The sequence below is a fragment of the Rhizorhapis sp. SPR117 genome, assembly GCF_021742065.1.
In genome coordinates this window covers 14,416-30,610 of sequence record NZ_JAKKIE010000045.1, presented here as the reverse complement: position 1 = coordinate 30,610, position 16,195 = coordinate 14,416, and the positions used below count along the sequence as shown (strand labels likewise).

Genomic DNA, 16,195 nt, shown 5'->3' with positions numbered 1-16,195 from the left:
GCCCGCAACGCGGGACATAAACCAGCCGGGTCACTTCTCGATGAAAATACCGGGTCACTTCTCAGCGACAATCAACAGACTAGCCGTTGCCCGGGCGGAGCAGTCAGCTTCTCCAGCCGCTTATCAGTCAACCTCTCGCGCGCGGAGCTATGCTCGACTCGCGCCTCGTCGTTGCTTTGCAACACTGTCGCCATTATCGTCTCCAGACCGTTCCGGGGTAGCCCCAGGGAAACGGGGAGCCCGCGCTGCGGCGAGACTGGGAGAGACCCGCCGAGACCTCATCCTAACTATAATTCGCAGAAAAGCTAATGTTTTCTAGGTGTCATCATACCTAGAGAGACTCGGCCAGATGGATAAGTTGATCCTTGGTAAGGCTGAGGTCGTGAGTTCAATCCTCACCGGCAGCACCATTTTTCAATGGGTTAGTGGTCATTTCACTTGGTCCCGAGCTGAGGATTTTTACAAGGATAGCGATGGTATCGTTATCCCGAACACAAATACTCGGCAATTGACCGACCCGGCTTGGCCCAAGTTATACGATTTCAAGCGCGATGGCCGTTGCTTCACCACCGCCGATGCACAGGGCGGCAATGCCGCGTGTCTTGCCAGAAGCTTTCAATGCGGCAATCAGCGTGGCAATGATGCGCGCGCCGCTGGCCCCTATCGGATGACCAAGCGCCGTTGCGCCGCCGTTCACATTAACCTTCGCATGGGGAATGGCCAGATCGCGCATGGCAATCATCGCTACGGCGGCGAAAGCTTCGTTCACTTCGAACAGATCCACATCCTCCACTGACCAGCCCGCTTTATCGAGCGCCTTGCGGATCGCAAAAACAGGTGCCGTGGTGAACAAGGCGGGCGCATGGGCATGCGCGGCCGTCGCAACGATGCGCGCTTCCTGCCTCAGGCCAAATTGTTCCACAATGCTGGCGCGGGTTATGACCAGAGCCGCCGCACCATCGGAAATAGAGGCCGAACTCGCGGCAGTGATTGCCCCGTCTTTTGCGAAAGCCGGCCTGAGGCCGGGAATCTTCTCTGGCTTTGCGTTGCCGGGCTGTTCGTCTTCGACAATAACACTATCACCGCCGCGCCCTGGCACGGTGACTGGTACAACCTCTTCCTTGAATGCACCGCTGCTGATGGCGTTGCGGGCACGATTCAGGCTTTCAATGGCATAGGCATCCATCTCGGCGCGGGTAAATTGATAATCGCGCGCGGTGTCCTCGGCAAAAGCGCCCATCGGCTTGCCCACATCATACGCGTCTTCCAGTCCATCCATCATCATCGTGTCGATGACACGATCATGGCCGATGCGCGCACCGGAACGGTGCTTGGGCAGCGCGTAGGGAGCATTGGTCATGCTTTCCATGCCGCCTGCGATGATGATATCGGCACTCCCCGCGGCCAGTGCCTCCGCCGCCATGATCGTCGCCTGCATACCCGAACCGCACATTTTGTTTACCGTCGTCGCCTCAACCGATTGCGGCAGACCAGCGCCCAACGCCGCCTGACGCGCGGGCGCCTGGCCCAGACCGGCAGAGAGGACGCAACCCATATAGATGCGATCAATGGCAGACGCATCGGCGCCGGAACGCTCCACGGCGGCTTTCACAGCGACTGCGCCAAGCTGGACCGACGTAACCCCGGATAGGGCGCCCTGAAAACCACCCATGGGGGTACGCGCATAAGAGGAGATGATGATGGAATCAGACATGGCATTTTCCTTGGCGGGAGCAACTTTTAAAAGCGATCGGGCGATCGGCTATGCGCTATGTACTAGCAGATGCAATCCGTTTCGTCATGGCGACGGCATCACGACCGCGCGACATTCGCCAAAGCCGATAGGAACGAATCCCGGCGCCGCTGCGACTGCGCGCAGGGAAACTTCGTCGCCATCTTCCAGAAACGTCCGACTTTCTCCACTGGGCATAATGATCGGTTCCTTACCACCGTTGGTCAGTTCCAGCAGACTGCCATAACCATCTTTCACCGGGGCAGAGATAGTACCGGTACCCAACAGATCGCCCGAAGACAGATTGCATCCATTCGATGCATGGTGCGCCAAGACCTGATTGACGGTCCAGTACATATTGCTCGCAGCTGCGCGACTGAGCCGAACCGCCTCCATGCCCGCTTCCCGCATGCTCGCGGTGGAGAGCGCCGCCTCCAGCGTGATAGCAAGAGCACCGTGCGCTTGATCGTCGTTGTCGGCGAGATAGGCGAGCGGCTGCGGATCGCCTTCCGGGCGCGGCGGCTGCGCGATCCGAAATGGCGCCAGCGCCTCGCTCGTCACCACCCATGGCGAAATGGTCGAATGGAAATTTTTTGCCAGAAATGGTCCGAGCGGCTGATATTCCCACGTCTGAAAATCGCGTGCGGACCAGTCGTTGAGCAGGCAAAAACCCGCGATGTGATCCGCTGCTTCTCCAATGGGAATATTCGTACCGAGCGCATTTCCCGGCCCGATCCAGACGCCCAACTCCACTTCGTAATCCAGTCGGCCTGTAGGTGCTACTATCGGTTCCGCCGCGTCAGGCATCTTGCATTGGCCGCGTGGACGAACCACAGGCACACCCGAAACGCGTATCGACGATGCGCGTCCATGATAACCGACGGGCACATACTTATAATTGGGCAGCAACGGATTATCGGGGCGAAACAGCTTGCCGACATTGGCAGCATGATGGATGCCGACATAAAAATCCGTATAATCGCCGATCCGCGCTGGCAGATGCATCGCGCATTTGGAAGCTGGCACCAGATGCTTCTCAACCTGCCCTCGATGCCCTGGGTCCGAAAGCAGCGCACTGATCCTATGGCGCAGCTTTCGGCGATCCCCACCCCCCAGCGCCAACAGCTCATTGACGTCATTCCCCAGACACATGCTTTCCCACCCGGACAGCAATTGGTCCTGCGCACATGCTGACAGGTCCAGGATCATCTCCCCAATCGCCACGCCCACGCGCCTGTTTCCAGCATTCTGCGAGAACACGCCATAGGGTAGATTCTGGACCGGGAAATCGCGATGCCCCTGCGCGCTTTCGACCCAGCTTGTGCGAGCGGGGTCGTGCGTTTCGTCAGTGGTCCAATATGCCATCTATTCTTCAGCTTTCGATATCCGGCAGCCGCGCCTTGGCAAAGCCTGTCCAGCATTCGTCATAATCGCCCTGCAACAACGGCGTTTCCATCGCCCAGCGTGTAGGATGAATAACATGGCGGCTCTCGAACATGAACGCCATGCTGTCCTCGATGCGGTGCGGCGCCAAATCGGTCGCGATCGCCTGCTCATAGCTCGCGACATCCGGCCCATGAGCCGACATGCGGTTGTGCAGGCTCGCCCCACCGGGCAAGAAGCCATCCGCTTTCGCATCATAGACGCCCTCGATCAGACCCATGAATTCGCTCATCACATTGCGATGGAACCAGGGCGGCCGGAATGTATCCTCTGCCACCATCCAGCGCGGCGGGAATATCACGAAATCGATATTCGCGGTTCCCGGCATATCGCTCGGGCTGGTCAGCACCGTGAAAATCGACGGATCGGGATGATCGAAGCTTACGGTATTCATCGCGTTGAACCGCCTCAGGTCGTACCGGGCTGGCGTCAGGTTGCCATGCCACGCCACGACATCAAACGGGCTATGATCGAGCACCGTCGTCCAGAGCCGTCCCATGAACTTGTACACGATCTCCACGGGACGCTCGACATCCTCGAAAGCGGCGGCCGGCGCCTCAAAATCGCGCGGGTTCGCCAGCCCATTCGATCCGATCGGTCCCAGCTCGGGCAAGCGGAACAGGGCGCCGTAATTCTCGCAGACATATCCGCGCGCCGGCCCATTGGACAGCTCGACCCGAAAGCGTACACCCCTTGGCACGATTGCGATCTGCAGCGGCGCGGCCGTGAGCACGCCCATCTCCGTGACGATCCGCAGACTGCCCATTTGCGGCACGATCAGCAACTCGCCATCGGCGCAGCAATAGACCCGGTCGATCATCGACTGGTTCGCCGCATAGAGGTGAATCGCACACCCAGTGGTCGCCGCCACGTCGCCATTGCCCGCATAGGTCACAAGGCCGTCGACAAAATCCACAGGTGCATCGCCAAAACCCGGCGCGTCCCAGCGCAGGCGATTGGGTGTTGCGGGCACTTCATCGAACGGGCCGGAACGGACAAGACACTTGCGCTCATAAAGCGCGAAGGGCGGATGACCGGCACTTGGGCGCATGCGGTACAACCAACTGCGCCGGTTTTCGGATCGCGGCGCAGTAAAGGCTGTGCCCGATAGCTGCTCGGCATAGAGCCCATATGGTGCATGCTGCGGCGAATTTCTGCCGACCGGCAATGCACCCGCCACCGCTTCGGTCGCAAAATGATTGCCAAAACCTGTCAGTACAGCTTCCTCTCTGGCGACAATCGCCCCGGGCAGCGCAGAACATTCGGGATCGGGAATGACGGTCATGGCCTCACGTCCTCATGCATCGACCGTGATTACGCCCCGGCGGATCTGATCAAGCTCGATGGATTCATATAGTGCCTGAAAATTGCCGTTGCCAAAGCCTTCATTGCCTTTGCGCTGGATGATCTCGAAGAAAATCGGCCCCACCATATTTTCCGTGAATATCTGTAGCAATATGCCTTCCTGCTTCACATCGCCATCGATCAGGATGCGGTTTTTGCGGAGCCGCTCCAAATCCTCGCCGTGCCCGGGCACGCGCTTATCGACCAGATCGTAATAGGTTTCGATCGTATCCTGCAACCGCACACCGCGCGCGCGCAGCTTTTCGACCGTGTCGTAAATATCATTCGTCGTCAGCGCGATATGCTGGATGCCCTCACCATTATAATCCTGGATAAACTCCTCGATCTGGCTCTTGTCGTCCTGACTTTCATTAAGCGGAATACGGATCGCCCCGTCAGGCGCGATCATCGCCTGACTGAACAATCCGGTCGCCTTGCCCTTGATGTCGAAATATTTCTGTTCCCGAAATCCGAAAAGCTTGCCGTAAAATTCCGACCAGACGCGCATCTGCCCGCGCTTCACATTATGTGTAAGGTGATCGAGCATATCGAGCCCAACACTGTTTTCGGCGGCGATGTTCTGCCATCCGGGGATTTCATCCCATTCCGCAAAGGGATCACCCTCAACCAGATACAACAACGAACCGCCAATTCCCTCGATAACCGCCGTTCCCGGCAGTGCGCCATGCCTTGCATCGACCGCCTTGGCGCCATTCTTCAATGTGTGCGCCAGCGCCGCCTGTGCATTGGCGACGCGAAAGCCCATGCCGCTGGCCGATGGACCGTGCATCCTCTGGAACTCGGCGGCATGACCGTCCTTCCGGGCGTTCAACAGAAACGTGGCCCGCCCCTGACGAAACAGGGTGATATCGCCATCGCTGGAATGCGCCGCTGCCGTAAAGCCAAGGCCCTCCAACAAGTCCGTCATGGCTTGCGGATCCGGCGCGGTAAATTCAACAAACGCAAATCCATTGAGACCCAGCGGGTTTTCGGCATTCGTTTGGCGTGTCATATGAAGCTCCCCTCGCCGGTGGAAGATGCGGAGCGGGCGCGTGCATAGGCCTGTGTTCCGCGCGAATAGACGACATCTTCGGGCAGAATCGTGTCGATCTCTATGTCGGACTGATGCTCCAGCTCGGCATAAATCGGTCCGAAATCCGTCTCCACCGTCTGCCGCAGCAGGTCCTCGAAACTGTCGATGACGAAGTAATTCTGCTGATAATCGTCAATCCGGTACTTCGTCCGCATCAAGCGCTTGAGGTCGAAACCGATGCGGTTGGGCGAGGGATCGTCGAGCGCGAACACCGCCTCCCCGAACGAGGATACGATGCCCGCGCCATAAAGCTTCAGGCCTTCGCCCTGACGGATCAGCCCGAATTCGACGGTGTACCAATAGAGCCGCGCGAGATAATCAATGGCGCCCAGTCTCGCCGCGCGAAGCCCGCCCTCGCCATAGGCCTGCATATAGTCTGCGAACACCGGATGGGCGAGCAGCGGCACATGGCCAAAGACATCGTGAAAGATATCCGGCTCCTGCAGATAGTCGATTTCGCTCGGGGTGCGGATAAAGCGCCCGGCAACAAAGCGGCGATTGGCGAGATGTTCGAAAAAGACCGCGTCGGGCACCAGCCCCGGCACAGCGACGACCTGCCAGCCAGTCGCCTTCATCAGACGTTCCGACAGCTCATCGAAATTGGGGATGCCGGGTCGCGTCATGCGCAGCATATCGAGTCCGTCCATGAATTCAGGGACGACCCGGTCCGGCAGCATTCTGGCCTGACGCTCAAACAACGCATCCCACATCGCATGGTCAGCCGCGCTGTAGCGATCCCAATCCTGCGAGATGGTCCAGTCGGCGGCTGCACCTTCCGGATATTGCAGATCAGCATGTACCATGATCGGATTTTCTCACAGAAACGCCGAACATACTGTTCAAAATCCTGTCTAATGCGCGGTTGTGTGACGAGTTATTTCAGTATATATAATTTTTATGACTAAAACCGTCGTTCTGGATGATATCGACCGCCGAATCGTCGCGGCGCTTCAGCGCGATGCATCGCTTTCCAATGCCCAACTTGCGGAACAGGTGGGCAGCACCGGGCCATCCTGCTGGCGGAGGATCAAGGCGCTCGAAGCGGCGGGCGTCCTGATGCAGCCCATCCGGCTCGCGAACCCCGAAAGCCTCGGCTACGGCGTCAATGTGCTCTGCAGCATACGGATGCGCAGCCACGCGAGCGAAAGCATCGAGGCATTTGAGGAATTTGTGCGCTCTCACCCGCAAATTCAGGAATGCTACTGCATGTCGGGTGAATGGGATTATCAGATCCGCGTCGTGGCATCGGATGTGTCGGATTATGAGCATTTCCTGATGCGGACCTTGCTCAAGCATCCATCGGTCGCGGGCGCGGCCTCACATTTCGCATTGTCGGTCACGAAATACGAAACCGCCCTCCCCATCTAGCGAACCCTTCCCGGACCTGCCCCTCGGTGCTTGAGGCCAGGACCACGCAAAGAACCGGGCGGACGGCTGGATCAAATGTCGCTCTATGCGGTTGTACTTCCATCATGTCGATCACCACCAATCCCGAATGGCAGCAACTTGCGCTCTATGCCGTGGGCGCGGCCTTACTGCTGATCGTCCTCTTCAATATCCCCTATGTCGGTCGCGTGCTGCGATCGCTGTTTTCCTTTGCGCTGCTTGCCTTCTGCCTGTTCCTCCTGTTTCAGCAGGCCCCATTCGACCCAGGCCTGGCGCGGTTCATGGCACAGTTTGACCTTGATGGGCAGGAGGTGACCGGAAACGAGGTTCGTATCCGCATGTCGCCGGACGGCCATTTCTGGGCACAGGTGAAGATCAACGGCACTGAACGGCGGATGCTGGTAGACAGCGGCGCAACGGTCACCGCTTTATCTGAGCAGACAGCACGGCTCGCCTCCGTGAAGCCCGACAGCAGTCTTGTCCCGATCGTGATGCGAACCGCCAACGGTATTGTTCCGGCAGAAACCGGCACCATAGAACGTCTCACTCTTGGAGGCATTGAAGCGAATGGCCTCAAGGTCGCAATTTCTCCAGCTCTGGGCTCTATCGATATCCTGGGCATGAACTTTCTGTCGCAACTCGCGTCCTGGCGCGTCGAAGGAGGCACTCTGATCATGGTCCCGCCAGACAAAACAGCTTGAAGGTAGCCACTAATCTCGCGGGTATTTCGCTGCATCGCATGTGAAAGGAGCTTTCAATCGCTGGGAAACTGCACAGCGCGATCCCGCACCGCCTGGACCGGCTTCCGTGGAGCCGTTTCCATTGGCTGGTTGTCGTTGCACTCGGGATCACCTGGATTCTCGATGGTCTGGAAGTCACAATGGCCGGCTCAGTGGCGGGTGCCTTGCGAGAAAGTCCCGTGCTTCGGTTCAGCGCCGCAGATGTCGGTTTCGCCAACTCCGCATATTTGATCGGCGCTGTCACCGGCGCATTGTTTTTCGGCTGGCTAACCGACCGTTGGGGTCGCAAACGTCTCTTTTCTATTACGCTGGGGCTGTATCTCTTGGCAACGGCCGGGACAGCATTCAGCTGGGATCTCCCGAGCTATGCCGTGATGCGTTTTCTGACGGGTGCAGGTATCGGCGGAGAATATTCCGCGATCAATTCGGCAATCCAGGAGCTGGTGCCCGCCCGCCGCCGTGGCTGGACCGATCTCGTGATCAACGGCAGTTTCTGGATCGGCGCGGCATTGGCCAGTGGTATTTCGATCATTCTGCTCGACCCGCGCATCGTTGATCCCGAATATGGCTGGCGCATCGCATTTTTCGGCGGAGCGGCGATCGGGCTGGTCATCCTGCAATTGCGCCATTTTCTTCCCGAAAGCCCGCGCTGGCTGGCGGCGCACGGCAGGGCAGATGAGGCAGAGCGGATCATAGAGGGGATCGAGCAGCGGATCGAAGCCGAAGGACATCGCCTCGACCCCATCGAACCAAGCGAAGTGCATGTCCGTCCCCGGCGGGCGACGCCAATAGCCGATGTCTTCTCAACCCTGTTCCGTGTCTATCCCAAGCGTACCTTTTATTGCCTGACCCTGATGGCCGCACAGGCGTTCTTCTACAACGCGATTTTCTTCACCTATGCGATGATGCTCACTGATTTCTACAATGTGTCGAGTGCCAGGGTGGGATATTATATCCTTCCCTTCGCGGTGGGGAACGTGCTTGGGCCGTTGCTGCTCGGCAGGTTGTTCGATAGTTGGGGGCGTCGGCCCATGATCATGATCACTTACACCCTGTCGGGCCTGCTGCTGGCTGCGACAGGCTTTGCGTTCAACGCTGAAATCCTGACGGCGACCACGCAAACGCTTTGCTGGAGCGTGACTTTCTTTTTCGCTTCGGCTGCGGCCAGCGCCGCCTATCTGACGGCGGCGGAGAACTTTCCACTGGAAATGCGTGCCTTGGCCATAGCCATTTTCTATGCGCTCGGGACGCTGCTTGGCGCCGTTGCGCCATGGGTATTCGGTCTGCTGATCGATAGCGGATCACGGGATCAGGTATTGCTCGGATATTTGCTCGGGGCAGCCCTCATGATCTTCGCTGCATTGGTCACAAAGCTCTTCGGAGTTGCGGCAGAACGCAGGTCGCTTGAAGCGGTCGCCAAGCCATTGAGCTGGCAATGAACTGGACCTCTGTAACGCGCAAGGCAGCGCCATGCGTAAACCAGTCGACGTCTCGTTGCTGCGCCATATCGAGAGCAATGAATGGCGTGAGGAAATCCAGACAACTCTGAGTAAGCGCAACTGACTTAATGCACCCACGTTTCGATCAACAGCCAAGCTCCAATCAGGAGAAAGAGCGAAGCCGCAATCATCCTGACGATCTTGAGCGGGACACGTTTAACCAGCTCGTTGCCGAAAAATACGACCGGCACATTAGCGATCATCATGCCAAGGGTCGTTCCGGATGCGACCAATGCGACATTTTCAAATCGGGCACCCAGCGCGATCGTGGCGAGCTGGGTCTTGTCCCCCATCTCCACAAGGAAGAAAGCGATGAGCGTCGTCAGGAACGCACCAAAGCGGGCTGGCTTTTGCTCTTCATCATCGAGCTTGTCCGGCACAAGCGTCCACCCTGCCATCAGTATGAAGCTGGCAGCCACGATATAGCGAAACCAGTCGCCTTGCAGAATGCCCGCGGCTGCACTGCCGACAAAGGCCGCAAAGGCATGGTTGGCCAGGGTGGCGAAGAGGATGCCGAATATGATCGGCAAGGGCCGACGGAAGCGCGTGGCAAGTACAATCGCCAGCAACATGGTCTTGTCGCCGATCTCGGCAAGTGCAACCACGGCGGTGGAGGTAAGGAAAGCATCCATTCGTCAGTCTCCGGGCCGGGCGATCAAGACAACAACGACACCGCGCCAACCCACCCGACCAGACGGTGACGCAATGTCATCGGTCTCGCCTGAACGGTTGGCCCGTCCCCTGCATGCCATGACCTCTCGGCCAAGTATGTTGACATGCGGCCCGCCTGTCGGCGGCTGGCTACTCCCCAGATAACGACTGCCCTCTACACGACAGGCAGCATTTTGCAATTTGCAATTTGCCCTTTGGTATCAACTTGTTTGCCTGTTACAGAGCCAGTGAAAGGACATTGCCATGTTCGATGCTGTTGACGCCCTGCTTCTGGCCCGCGCGCAATTTGCCTTCACTGTCAGTTTTCATTTCCTCTTCCCCGCCTTTTCCATCGGGCTGGCCAGTTATCTCATGGTCCTGGAAGGATTGTGGCTCACCACCGGCAAGGGCGTCTATGCCAATCTCTATCGCTACTGGCTGAAGATTTTTGCCATCGTTTTTGCCATGGGCGTCGTTTCCGGTATCGTCATGTCCTACCAGTTCGGCACCAACTGGTCGGTTTTTTCCGACAAGGCCGGGCCTGTCATCGGACCATTGATGGCCTATGAGGTGCTGACTGCCTTTTTTCTGGAGGCCGGTTTTCTGGGCGTGATGCTGTTCGGCATCAACAAGGTTGGGCGCAAGCTGCATTTCACGGCCACTTGCGCCGTGGCGATCGGCACTTTCATTTCCGCCTTCTGGATCCTTTCGGTCAACAGCTGGATGCAGACGCCCACCGGCTATGAAATGGGCGCGAACGGACAGTTCCTGCCGGGGCCGAGCTGGCTCGCCATCATCTTCAACCCCAGCTTTCCCTATCGGCTCGTCCACACGGTCCTTGCCGCCTATCTGACCACGGCCTTCGCCGTAGGTGGCGTGGGCGCCTGGCACCTGCTCAAGGACCGCAACAATCCCGGCGCCCGAACCATGTTCTCCATGGCGATGTGGATGGCCGCAATCGTCGCGCCGTTACAGATCTTTGCCGGCGACATGCATGGCCTCAACACACTGGAATATCAACCGGTCAAGGTGATGGCGATGGAGGGTCATTATGATAGCCACCCCCGCGGCGCGCCACTGATCCTGTTCGGCATCCCCGATAGCGCGAACAAGCGGATCGACGCTGCGATAGCCATTCCCAAGGCATCCTCGCTGATCCTCAAGCATGACCTGAACGCTCCGCTCAAGGGGCTGGACAGTGTGCCTGATGCCGACGAACCCCCGGTGGGTATCGTGTTCTGGGCCTTTCGCATCATGGTGGGTCTTGGCTTTGCCATGATGGGTCTTGGCCTGTGGAGCCTGTTTGCCCGGGCGCGGCGCAAGCTGTATGACTGGCCATGGCTGCACCGCACCGCCCTGCTGCTGGGGCCGTCGGGCTTTATCGCTGTGCTGGCGGGATGGACGGTGACCGAAGTGGGCCGCCAACCCTTCACCGTCTATGGTCTGTTACGCACAGTAGACAGCGCCTCGCCGCTCGACGCGCCAGCGGTCGCAGCATCGCTCCTCGCCTTCGTCCTCGTCTATTTTACCGTCTTTGGCATGGGCATCTGGTATCTGTTGCATCTGATGAAGAAGCCACCGGAAGCGCATGAATCGGCTCTGGACGGGTCGCCCATCCGGACCGCCGGCATCACTCCCGCTCCTGCAATCGAAGGAGGTGCATAATGATAGACCTTACTGTCATATGGGCCGCTATCATCGGCTTTGCGATCGTCGCCTACGTCGTGATGGATGGATTTGACCTGGGCATTGGCATCCTCTTTCCGTTGTTCAAAGTGGGCAAGGATCGCGATACCGCCATGAACAGCATCGCGCCGGTTTGGGACGGCAATGAAACCTGGCTGGTTCTGGGTGGCGGAGGGCTGCTGGCGGCTTTTCCGCTGGCCTATGCGATCATCCTGCCCGCCCTCTATGCGCCGCTCATCGCAATGCTGCTGGGTCTGGTACTGCGCGGCGTCGCCTTCGAGTTCCGCTGGAGAGATCCCGCACATCGCGCCTGGTGGGATCGTGCGTTCACTGCCGGATCAACCGTCGCCACTTTCGCACAGGGCGTGACGCTCGGCGCGCTGCTTCAGGGGATCAGCATTGAAGGCCGCGCCTATGCCGGCGGCTGGTGGGAATGGCTATCGCCCTTTTCCGTCTTGACCGGCTTTGGCCTGATGGTGGGTTATGCTTTGCTTGGCGCCTGCTGGCTCAACTGGAAGACGGAAGGCGGCTTGCAACGGCAGGCCGTGGCCTATGCCGGACGCCTCGGCATTGCCCTTTTGATCGTGATCGGCGTCGTCAGCCTTGCCACGCTGACGCTGGATGCCGGCTATCAGAGCCGCTGGCTTGCGTGGCCCGGTATCCTCGCAACCGCGCAAGTGCCGCTGGCAACACTCATCGTGACCGCGCTTTTCTATCGCAGCCTGTCGAGACGCAAAGAGGTCCAGCCCTTCTTCTGGGCGCTGGCGCTCTTTGGGTTATGCCTGCTCGGTCTGGGCATTTCGATCTGGCCCTATGTGATCCCCGCCCGCGTGACCATATGGGAGGCAGCGGCTCCCTATAGCAGCCAGCTCTTCATGCTGGTCGGCAGCGCCGTTCTGGTGCCGGTCATCCTCGCATACACCGCCTGGGCCTATTGGGTGTTCCGTGGCAAGGTGGGCAGCGAAGGTTATCACTGATGCGCGCGCAGTTGAGACGGCTTGGCTGGTTCATAGCTATCTGGGCCGCCAGCGTCACCGCTTTGGGCCTGCTGTCACTGGTGCTGCGCCACTGGCTCACCTGAATGGCTGACCCACGAGCACCTGCCCGATGAAGAGGCCCGCATAAGCCATGAGCAAGGCTTGGGTGGCCTTCGTGAAAGCATATGACGACCAGATGGCCCACTTTGCTGCAGCAGATGCAGCTTGATTCATGCACCACCGAATGCCTCGCCGCTTCTGTAGCACCGAGGGTTGAGGCTGCGGCTCTGACAGGATGGTCATTACGGGGAGGGATTTGACGGTTGCTCCCCGTCCCGCATTCTTTAAAGTTTCTCGAATACAGCCCTGCTCGTGTCTTGCGGCTGGGCTTGACTGGCAGGGCTTAGGGTCAGGACCCTAAGCTACCCCTACTACCAAACACCCCAGAAACATCAGCAGCCCCGCAAAGCGGTTCGACCGGAACTTCACCAATGGATCTGCACCATCGTCCTTCAATGTCGTGACCTGCCACAATAGCTGCACCGCCACGGGCAACAGCGCCAACAATGCTAGGAGCTGCGGTCGCACCTGCCACACCGCCGCGCCCCATAACAGCAACGCCAGCGCGTAGAACACCGCGACGCCCAGCCGCACATGCTTCCCCATCCGCAGCGCGCTTGACTTGATGCCGATCAGCGCATCGTCTTCCTTGTCCTGCAACGCATAGATGCTGTCATAGCCGATGACCCAGCAGATGCACCCGGCATAGAGCGTCAGACCCGGCAGCGTCAGCGCGCCTGCGACCTCGCTCCACCCCACCAAAGCTGCCCATGAAAACACCAGTCCCAGCCAAGCCTGCGGCCACCACGTAATCCGCTTCATAAAGGGATAGGCCGCCACCGGCGCGAGGCTGACCAACGCCACCACGGCGGCATAAGGCGACAGTTGCACCAGCACCGCCAGTCCGATCAGGCACAGCAACGCCAGCCAGCCCCAAGCCGCTTTCAACGACGCAGCCCCACTTGCCAGCGGACGGCTGCGCGTCCGTTCCACCTTTGCATCCAGATCGCGGTCGACAATGTCGTTATAGACGCACCCCGCCCCGCGCATGGCGATGCTGCCGACCAGTAGCCACAAGATCAGATCCCATCGCTTCACCGCTCCGCCCGCCAGCGCCACCGCCCAAGCGCCGGGCCAGAACAGCAGCCACCAGCCGATCGGCCTGTCAAATCGCGCCAACATGGCATAGGGGCGCAGCCCGCGCGGCAGGATAGCCAGCAAACCGCGCACTTCGGTATCGGGGACAATGAAGTCGTTCAAACTACCCTCCGTTTGTCCCGAGCAAAGTTGGGGGGACATGAAGCCGGGCGCAGACGTATCTCGACTTCGCTCGACACGAACGGCAATAGGGACTTGGTCCCCCAGTGGAAAGATAGAAGAGACATGCCCGCAACCCCCGCCTGGCCTCCCCAAAGCGCCCCGCGCCTCTATATTGATGCGTCGCTGGCCGAGGGTGCAGTCGTTCCGCTTGATGGCAATCCGGCGCATTACCTCATCTCCGTCATGCGCGTGAAAGATGGCGACGCCGTCCTCCTTTTCGATAACCGCACCGGCGAATGGGCGGCCGAGGCGCGGGATATCCGCAAGCGCGACCTGGCCCTCCACATCGTCCGCCAGACAAAGACGCTGGAAGCCGTCCCTGATTTCTGGCTCTGCGTCGCGCCAATCAAGAAAGGCCGCATCGATCTGGTCGCCGAAAAGGCATGCGAGCTGGGTGTTGCAAAGTTGCAGCCCGTCCTCACCCGCCGCGCCGTAGTGGACAAGCTGAACCTGTCCCGCCTGCGCGCCCATCTGGTCGAAGCCGCCGAACAATGCGGCCGCACCGCATTGCCCGAACTTGCCGACATGGTGAAGCTTCCCGACCTGCTCAAAAACTGGCCGGTGGGACGCCATCTCTTCTTTGCTGACGAACGGGGCGGTGCCCCCATGGCAGAGATGCTGGCCACTTGCAAAGGCCCCGCGGCCTTCCTTATCGGTCCCGAAGGCGGCTTCGATGACGAGGAGCGCGCCGCCATCCGTGCGCATACTGCGGCCGTTGCCGTTTCCCTGGGCCCCCGCATCCTGCGCGCGGAAACAGCGGCGATTGCGGCAACTGCAATATGGATGGCTCAGTCTGGCGACTGGACATGATAGATGATATCTATTAGATAATAGTTGCGAATAGAAACTTTCCTATTGGCCGAATGCGGACCACCCGCTAAGGGCGATTTATGAGCACGCGCACAGACTCACAAGGCGAGGACACTTATATCGAATCCCGCGATCAATTGATCGCGCTGTTCGAAAGCGGAGAAAAGCCGCCTGAAAAGTGGAAAATCGGCACTGAGCACGAAAAATTCGTCTATTCGGTGAAGGATCACCACGCCCCCTCTTACGAAGAAAAGGGTGGCATTCACTCGTTACTCATCGGCTTGACTCGTTATGATTGGGAGCCGGTGTTCGAGGGCGGAAATGTCATTGCCCTTTCCGGCCCGGACGGCACGATCAGTCTGGAACCAGCGGGGCAACTTGAACTCTCTGGCGCGCCGCTCGACAATTTGCATCAAACCTGCGCTGAAACCGGTCGCCATCTGGAACAGGTCAAATATGTCGGCGATATGCTGGGTCTGGGCTTCCTGGGTCTCGGCATGTGGCCCGACAAGACGCGCGCGGAACTGCCCATCATGCCCAAGGGGCGTTACGGCATCATGCTGAACCACATGCCGCGCGTCGGCACCATGGGCCTGGACATGATGCTGCGGACTTGTACCATACAGGTTAATCTAGATTATTGCAGCGAAGCAAAAATGGCCAAGATGTTTCGTACATCTCTTGCCCTTCAACCATTAGCAACGGCGCTATTCGCCAACAGTCCGTTCACCGAAGGGAAACCAAACGGGTTCCTGTCTTACCGCAGTCACATTTGGTCCGATACCGATCCTGCACGCACCGGCATGCTGCCTTTCGTGTTTGAAGATGGCTTTGGTTATGAACGTTACGCTGATTATGCCCTCGATGTGCCAATGTATTTCGTCTATCGCGACGGCAAGTATATCGATGCCGCCGGTCAAAGCTTCCGTGACTTCCTGAAAGGACAGCTTCCCGCGCTTCCCGGCGAACTGCCTCGAGAAAGCGATTGGGCCGACCACCTGTCCACCGCTTTTCCCGAAGTGCGCCTGAAAAGCTTCATGGAGATGCGCGGAGCGGACGGCGGGCCGTGGAACCGCATCTGCGCCCTGCCTGCACTCTGGGTCGGCTTGCTCTATGACGATGCCGCGCTCGATGCTGCCTGGGAGGTCGTCAAAACATGGTCGATGGAAGAACGCCAGATCCTGCGCGATAGCGTGCCGAAACTCGCCCTCGACGCTCCCATCCCTGGAGGCCATATTTTAAAGGATATTGCCGGACAGGTCCTGGACATTGCGCAATCCGGCCTTGTATCACGTGCCCGCCTGAACGGTGCCGGCGACAATGAAACCGGCTATCTGGACGCACTCCACGAGGTCGTCAGTTCAGGCAAGGTGCCAGCTCAACGTCTGCTCGATCACTATCACGGCGCATGGCAGGGCGATGTGCGTCATGTCTATGAAGAAATGAGCTTCTGA

15 protein-coding genes and 1 riboswitch are annotated in these 16,195 nt (G+C 59.0%); of the genes, 8 read left to right on the top strand and 7 right to left on the bottom strand.

Annotation, left to right across the window (positions count from 1 at the left end; translation table 11 throughout):
• Positions 1-532 precede the first annotated feature (532 nt).
• The 5 genes from L3X40_RS15940 to phhA all read right to left on the bottom strand — a co-directional run bounded on the left by L3X40_RS15940 (position 533) and on the right by phhA (position 6,415).
• Complete coding sequence (locus tag L3X40_RS15940; RefSeq protein ID WP_237366466.1) at positions 533-1,714, bottom strand: acetyl-CoA C-acyltransferase; 1,182 nt, start codon at positions 1,712-1,714, stop codon at positions 533-535.
• 84 nt (positions 1,715-1,798) lie between these two features.
• The gene (gene fahA, locus L3X40_RS15935; protein WP_237366465.1) at positions 1,799-3,097 is read right to left on the bottom strand and encodes a fumarylacetoacetase; all 1,299 of its coding nucleotides are present in this window, start codon (positions 3,095-3,097) and stop codon (positions 1,799-1,801) included.
• Positions 3,098-3,104: 7 nt separating this feature from the next.
• Positions 3,105-4,391 (bottom strand): homogentisate 1,2-dioxygenase, encoded by a 1,287-nt coding sequence (gene hmgA / locus L3X40_RS15930; protein ID WP_237366467.1) that lies wholly within the window; start codon positions 4,389-4,391, stop codon positions 3,105-3,107.
• 81 nt (positions 4,392-4,472) lie between these two features.
• Entirely contained in the window at positions 4,473-5,531 is a 1,059-nt protein-coding gene (gene hppD, locus L3X40_RS15925) for a 4-hydroxyphenylpyruvate dioxygenase (protein WP_237366464.1), read from the bottom strand.
• The gene (phhA, locus tag L3X40_RS15920; protein WP_237366463.1) at positions 5,528-6,415 is read right to left on the bottom strand and encodes a phenylalanine 4-monooxygenase; all 888 of its coding nucleotides are present in this window, start codon (positions 6,413-6,415) and stop codon (positions 5,528-5,530) included. The genes hppD and phhA overlap by 4 nt, the downstream gene beginning before the upstream one ends.
• Before the next feature lie 94 nt (positions 6,416-6,509).
• Between phhA and L3X40_RS15915 the strand changes: the two genes are divergently transcribed.
• From L3X40_RS15915 to L3X40_RS15905, 3 genes are all read left to right on the top strand, one after another.
• The gene (locus L3X40_RS15915; RefSeq protein WP_237366462.1) at positions 6,510-6,980 is read left to right on the top strand and encodes an Lrp/AsnC family transcriptional regulator; all 471 of its coding nucleotides are present in this window, start codon (positions 6,510-6,512) and stop codon (positions 6,978-6,980) included.
• Positions 6,981-7,084: 104 nt separating this feature from the next.
• Positions 7,085-7,699, top strand: a complete 615-nt coding sequence (locus L3X40_RS15910) for a retropepsin-like aspartic protease family protein (protein WP_237366461.1) — start codon at positions 7,085-7,087, stop codon at positions 7,697-7,699.
• 179 nt (positions 7,700-7,878) lie between these two features.
• Positions 7,879-9,177 carry an MFS transporter gene (locus tag L3X40_RS15905; RefSeq protein WP_237366460.1) on the top strand — a complete coding sequence of 433 codons (1,299 nt, stop codon included), beginning with the start codon at positions 7,879-7,881 and terminating at the stop codon, positions 9,175-9,177.
• 125 nt (positions 9,178-9,302) lie between these two features.
• Here the strand turns inward: L3X40_RS15905 and L3X40_RS15900 are convergent, their stop codons facing one another.
• Positions 9,303-9,869: a TMEM165/GDT1 family protein gene (locus L3X40_RS15900; RefSeq protein ID WP_237366459.1), complete on the bottom strand. Its 567-nt coding sequence runs from the start codon at positions 9,867-9,869 to the stop codon at positions 9,303-9,305.
• A 12-nt stretch (positions 9,870-9,881) separates the two neighbouring features.
• Positions 9,882-10,060: riboswitch (yybP-ykoY riboswitch) on the bottom strand.
• A 92-nt stretch (positions 10,061-10,152) separates the two neighbouring features.
• Between L3X40_RS15900 and L3X40_RS15895 the strand changes: the two genes are divergently transcribed.
• From L3X40_RS15895 to L3X40_RS15885, 3 genes are read left to right on the top strand one after another with little or no spacing between them, the layout of a single operon-like run.
• A complete protein-coding gene (locus tag L3X40_RS15895; RefSeq protein WP_237366458.1) occupies positions 10,153-11,553 on the top strand; it encodes a cytochrome ubiquinol oxidase subunit I in 1,401 nt (466 codons plus the stop codon).
• Positions 11,553-12,551 (top strand): cytochrome d ubiquinol oxidase subunit II, encoded by a 999-nt coding sequence (cydB, locus tag L3X40_RS15890; RefSeq protein WP_237366457.1) that lies wholly within the window; start codon positions 11,553-11,555, stop codon positions 12,549-12,551. Before L3X40_RS15895 ends, cydB begins: the two co-directional genes overlap by 1 nt.
• The gene (locus L3X40_RS15885; protein ID WP_237366456.1) at positions 12,551-12,655 is read left to right on the top strand and encodes a DUF2474 family protein; all 105 of its coding nucleotides are present in this window, start codon (positions 12,551-12,553) and stop codon (positions 12,653-12,655) included. The genes cydB and L3X40_RS15885 overlap by 1 nt, the downstream gene beginning before the upstream one ends.
• Before the next feature lie 313 nt (positions 12,656-12,968).
• On the opposite strand, the gene ubiA is transcribed toward L3X40_RS15885, so the two are convergent.
• A complete protein-coding gene (gene ubiA / locus L3X40_RS15880; RefSeq protein WP_237366455.1) occupies positions 12,969-13,871 on the bottom strand; it encodes a 4-hydroxybenzoate octaprenyltransferase in 903 nt (300 codons plus the stop codon).
• 123 nt (positions 13,872-13,994) lie between these two features.
• Between ubiA and L3X40_RS15875 the strand changes: the two genes are divergently transcribed.
• Both L3X40_RS15875 and L3X40_RS15870 read left to right on the top strand, forming a co-directional pair.
• A complete protein-coding gene (locus L3X40_RS15875; RefSeq protein ID WP_237366454.1) occupies positions 13,995-14,741 on the top strand; it encodes a 16S rRNA (uracil(1498)-N(3))-methyltransferase in 747 nt (248 codons plus the stop codon).
• Positions 14,742-14,821: 80 nt separating this feature from the next.
• On the top strand, positions 14,822-16,195 hold the full coding sequence (locus tag L3X40_RS15870; RefSeq protein ID WP_237366453.1) for a glutamate--cysteine ligase: 1,374 nt from the start codon (positions 14,822-14,824) through the stop codon (positions 16,193-16,195).

Bases quoted from the DNA above. Each gene is read 5' to 3' on its own strand.
- L3X40_RS15915 (WP_237366462.1), top strand. From the start codon at position 6,510: ATGACTAAAACCGTCGTTCTGGATGATATCGACCGCCGAATCGTCGCG.
- L3X40_RS15910 (WP_237366461.1), top strand. From the start codon at position 7,085: ATGTCGATCACCACCAATCCCGAATGGCAGCAACTTGCGCTCTATGCC.
- L3X40_RS15885 (WP_237366456.1), top strand. From the start codon at position 12,551: ATGCGCGCGCAGTTGAGACGGCTTGGCTGGTTCATAGCTATCTGGGCC.
- hppD (WP_237366464.1), bottom strand. From the start codon at position 5,531: ATGACACGCCAAACGAATGCCGAAAACCCGCTGGGTCTCAATGGATTT.
- phhA (WP_237366463.1), bottom strand. From the start codon at position 6,415: ATGGTACATGCTGATCTGCAATATCCGGAAGGTGCAGCCGCCGACTGG.
- L3X40_RS15900 (WP_237366459.1), bottom strand. From the start codon at position 9,869: ATGGATGCTTTCCTTACCTCCACCGCCGTGGTTGCACTTGCCGAGATC.
- L3X40_RS15940 (WP_237366466.1), bottom strand. From the start codon at position 1,714: ATGTCTGATTCCATCATCATCTCCTCTTATGCGCGTACCCCCATGGGT.
- L3X40_RS15870 (WP_237366453.1), top strand. From the start codon at position 14,822: ATGAGCACGCGCACAGACTCACAAGGCGAGGACACTTATATCGAATCC.
- fahA (WP_237366465.1), bottom strand. From the start codon at position 3,097: ATGGCATATTGGACCACTGACGAAACGCACGACCCCGCTCGCACAAGC.
- cydB (WP_237366457.1), top strand. From the start codon at position 11,553: ATGATAGACCTTACTGTCATATGGGCCGCTATCATCGGCTTTGCGATC.
- L3X40_RS15905 (WP_237366460.1), top strand. From the start codon at position 7,879: ATGGCCGGCTCAGTGGCGGGTGCCTTGCGAGAAAGTCCCGTGCTTCGG.
- L3X40_RS15875 (WP_237366454.1), top strand. From the start codon at position 13,995: ATGCCCGCAACCCCCGCCTGGCCTCCCCAAAGCGCCCCGCGCCTCTAT.
- L3X40_RS15895 (WP_237366458.1), top strand. From the start codon at position 10,153: ATGTTCGATGCTGTTGACGCCCTGCTTCTGGCCCGCGCGCAATTTGCC.